This is a genomic window from Streptomyces sp. NPDC051555 (assembly GCF_044454405.1).
Lineage (GTDB): Bacteria > Actinomycetota > Actinomycetes > Streptomycetales > Streptomycetaceae > Streptomyces.
Window position 1 is genome coordinate 1 of record NZ_JBITDP010000087.1, and the last position, 3,825, is coordinate 3,825.

General features: G+C 69.4%; 2 protein-coding genes. Both read left to right on the top strand.

From position 1 onward, the window contains the following. Positions 1–77: 77 nt before the first annotated feature. Positions 78–1,295, top strand: a complete 1,218-nt coding sequence (locus ACIBEA_RS44270; protein WP_399270199.1) for a tyrosine-type recombinase/integrase — start codon at positions 78–80, stop codon at positions 1,293–1,295. Continuing rightward, a complete protein-coding gene (locus tag ACIBEA_RS44275) occupies positions 1,292–3,784 on the top strand; it encodes a tyrosine-type recombinase/integrase (protein WP_399270201.1) in 2,493 nt (830 codons plus the stop codon). Before ACIBEA_RS44270 ends, ACIBEA_RS44275 begins: the two co-directional genes overlap by 4 nt. The last annotated feature ends 41 nt before the right edge of the window (positions 3,785–3,825 follow it).

Genomic DNA, 3,825 nt, shown 5'->3' on the forward strand with positions numbered 1-3,825 from the left:
TACTACCTGTTGACTGAACTACTGGACGAGTTTCCGCAGGTCAGTGACCCTTTCTCTCTTTCGTCGTTGGTCCGGCCATGCAAGAGCCATCGAGTGATCTGGCGGTCCTGTCCGTCCCTCTGATCGGGCGGCTATTCGCCACCGGCGACCCGTGGGAGCCCTACCGCCTCCTTGACGCCGATGGGGTGGTGGTCGACGCGGCAGCCTCCTTCCTCCGGGACATCCAGGCATCCGGCCGGCCGGGGGCGACAGCCCGTTCCTACGGGATGGACCTGTTGCGGTGGTTTCGCTTCTTGTGGGCCATCGGCGTTCCGTGGGACCGGACGACCCGCATCGAGGCCCGGGACTTCTGCCGCTGGTTGCAGATCGCGGGCCAGCCCTCCCGGCCGCACTGGCGTCACCGGGAAACGCAGGCCGGCAGGTGGACAGCTGGCGGGAAGCCGTACGCGCCGACCGTCCGCGCGCACAGTGAGACGGTGCTGCGGTGCTTCTACGACTTTCACCGCGACATCGGCAGCGGCCCGATCCTCAACCCGTTCCCGCTGGACCGCTCCCGCAGGGGCCGCCGCGCGCACGCTCACCGCAACCCGATGGACCCGCCCCGCAACGAACGCGCGGGTCTCTACCGTCCGACGGTGCCCAAGCGCGTCCCGCGCAGTGTCCCGGACGAGGAGTTCAACGAGATCTTCACGCGACTGCCGTCCCACCGGGACCGGGCTCTGGTCGCCTTCTACGTTTCCACCGGCGCCCGCGCGAGCGAACTGCTGTCGGCCACGCAGGGCGGGACCGACCCAGGCCGCCAGCTGATTGCGGTGGTCCGCAAGGGCACGGGAGAAGTCCAGGAGCTTCCAGCCTCGACCGACGCTTTCGTCTGGCTTCGGCTCTACCAGCTGGAGCTGGAGGACGAGATCCCACGAGGTCGGCGGCTCCCGCTGTGGTGGACGTTGCGGTCGCCGTCGAGGCCACTGACCTACCACGCGGTCCACCGCATGTTCGAGCGGGCCAACACGAAGGCTGGGACCTCGGCGACCCTGCACGCATTGCGGCACACGGCCGCATACCGGATGGCGGAGGACCCGAGCCTCCCGCTTACGGACGTCCAATTTGTCCTAGGTCACTCGCAGTTGACCACTACTCAGATCTATCTCACGCCCCGCAAGGAGGAGGTGATCCGCCGCCTGCTGGCCCATCACGCCGAGCAGACTCGGCAGGCCGCCGCCCGCACCACTGTCCCGCCGGCGCCGGGCTACCGGCCGGAGAGCCTGGATGTGCTGTTCGGGGCCGGTGCCCGGTGACCACCAGTATCGAGGCGGTGGACGCCGGGACGGTGGGCATCCCGGCGATGTCGGTGCCGGCCTTGCGGCGGGAGACGGCCCGGCAGAGGTTTCCCGCCCGCCCCGTCGCCGAAGAGTGGCCAGCCACCTGCGCTTCCCGCGAAGAAGTACAGCGGCGGCTGTCCCGGGCACCGTTCATGCCGGACACGACGGACGCCCAGCATCATCAGCGCTCGGGGCTCGCCCTCCTGCTGGACAGGCTGGAGGAACAGCCGGGCAGCACCTGGCAGGAACGCTGGCGAGGCAGCCGGATCGAGGAGGCGGGAGCCGACTGGCGGCGGGAGGTCACACCGTGGCTACAGGCTCGCGGCACGGACAAGAGGTGGCAGCTGGCCGCTTTCGGCAGTGCCCTGGCGGCCGTGATCAGCGCGGACGTGGTGAGGCCGTCGACCGCGTGGCTGGTGACCGGGGCGACCGGCAGGGGCGTGTTGGTACGCAAACTGGCCCGCGTCCGCGACCCGCAGGGGTTCGCGCGGCTTCGAGTGCTCGGCGAGAGCGACGCCGACGTCCGCCCGAGCGAGGCCAGGCTCGCCCTGCACCGCACCGCGATGATCCTCGCCGCCAAGGGCGGGGTGATCTCGGACATCCTCGTTGGTGACGTGCTGGAGCTGCTGGAGGCCGAAGCGGATGCGAACCTGAAGGTGAGCGCTGGCACCAGAGCGTTCTACTACCTCCTCCACCGCCTCGGCGCCTTCGGCCCCGAGGCCCCGCCCTCGCTGCGGGGACTGCGCAACCTGGGGCAACGCACGCCGGAAGAGCTCATCGACCGCTTCCGCCTACGCTGCCGCCCCATTCGCGACCTGCTCGTGGACTACCTCCGCGAGCGTCAGCCCGCCGTGGACTACGCCACCTTGAAGTCGCTCGCCTACCACCTTGGCCAGCGCTTCTGGCAGGACATCGAACGCCATCACCCGCAGGTCGAGAGCCTGCGACTGGCGCCGGATGTCGCCGAGGCATGGAAACAGCGGCTACGGACCAAGGCGACGACCGTGACCGGACCGGACGGCCGCAAGTCCGAGGCCAGGGTCGAACGGATCAGCTATCGCGAGTGCTTGACCCCGGTGCGGGCCTTCTACCTCGACCTCGCGCAGTGGGCACTGGAAGACCCGGCCCGCTGGGGTCCGTGGGTCGCCCCCAGCCCGGTCCGTGACGAAGAGGTGCACCGCCGCAAGGCCCAACGGCAGCGCAAGGCCCGCATGGATGCCCGAACCCGCGGGCGGCTGCCGGTCCTGCCTGCTCTGGTCCGCACGGTCGACCAGCGGCGCAAGGACACGGCCGCCGTTCTCGAAGCGGCCCGGCAGACCACTCCTGGACAGATGTTCACTGCGGCAGGGCAAAGACTCGTACGTGCTGTCGTCCCTTACGGGGCAGCCGACAAGATCTGGGCTGAGGATCCCGGCACCGGCAAGCGCCGCGACCTCGGCCTTGAGGAGGAACACGCCTTCTGGACGTGGGCCATGGTCGAGGTTCTGCGGGCCACCGGCGTCCGTGTCGAGGAACTGCTGGAGCTCAGCCACCACAGCCTGGTCCAATACCGACTGCCCACCAGCGGAGAACTCGTCCCCCTGCTTCAGATCGTCCCGTCCAAGACGGACACCGAGCGGCTGCTGCTGGTCAGTCCCGAACTCGCCGACGTGCTCAGCGCGGTCATCCGCCGGATCCGGGATACCTCCGGCGCGGTCCCGCTGGTCCGCTCCTACGACCGGGCCGAATGCACATGGCGGGCACCGGCGGCACTGCTGTTCCAGCGCCGCCGCGGTGCCGAGAACTGCGCGTTCAGCGAAGACGCGATCCGCACCCGGCTGGCCCAGGCACTCGTCGACACCGGCCTGACCGATCCGGCCACCGGCGACCCGCTCCGCTACACGCCGCACGACTTCCGTCGGCTGTTCATCACCGACGCCATTCTGGGCGGGCTGCCGCCGCACATCGCCCAGGTGATCGCTGGCCACCAGGACATCAACGTCACTCTCGGTTACAAGGCGGTCTATCCCGAAGAGGCGATCCAGGCCCACATGACCTTCCTCGCCCGTCGCCGGTCTCTCCGCCCGAGCGAGGAATACCGCGTCCCCACCAACGAGGAATGGGAGGAGTTCCTCGGGCATTTCGAGCGGCGCAAGGTCTCCGTCGGAGCCTGCGGACGCGCGTTCGGCACCCCCTGCATCCATGAGCACGCTTGCGTCCGCTGCCCGATGCTCTGGCCCGACCCCGCACAGCGCGGTCGGCTCGTCGAGATCCGCGACAACCTCCGCGACCGCATCGCAGAAGCCGAACGCGAAGGCTGGCTCGGCGAAGTCGAAGGACTCCACATCAGTCTCGCCGGAGCGGAGGAGAAACTCGCCCAGCTCGACCGACGTCCCCCCAACCCCGGCGCCGTCGACCTGGGCATCCCCACGATCACCTGTCCCCGCCCCGTTCCCCGGCAGTCCCGCCCGCCGGAAGAGACCTGACCCGGGGCTGGCACAGAGCCCACACGATGAGTTCAGAGAAT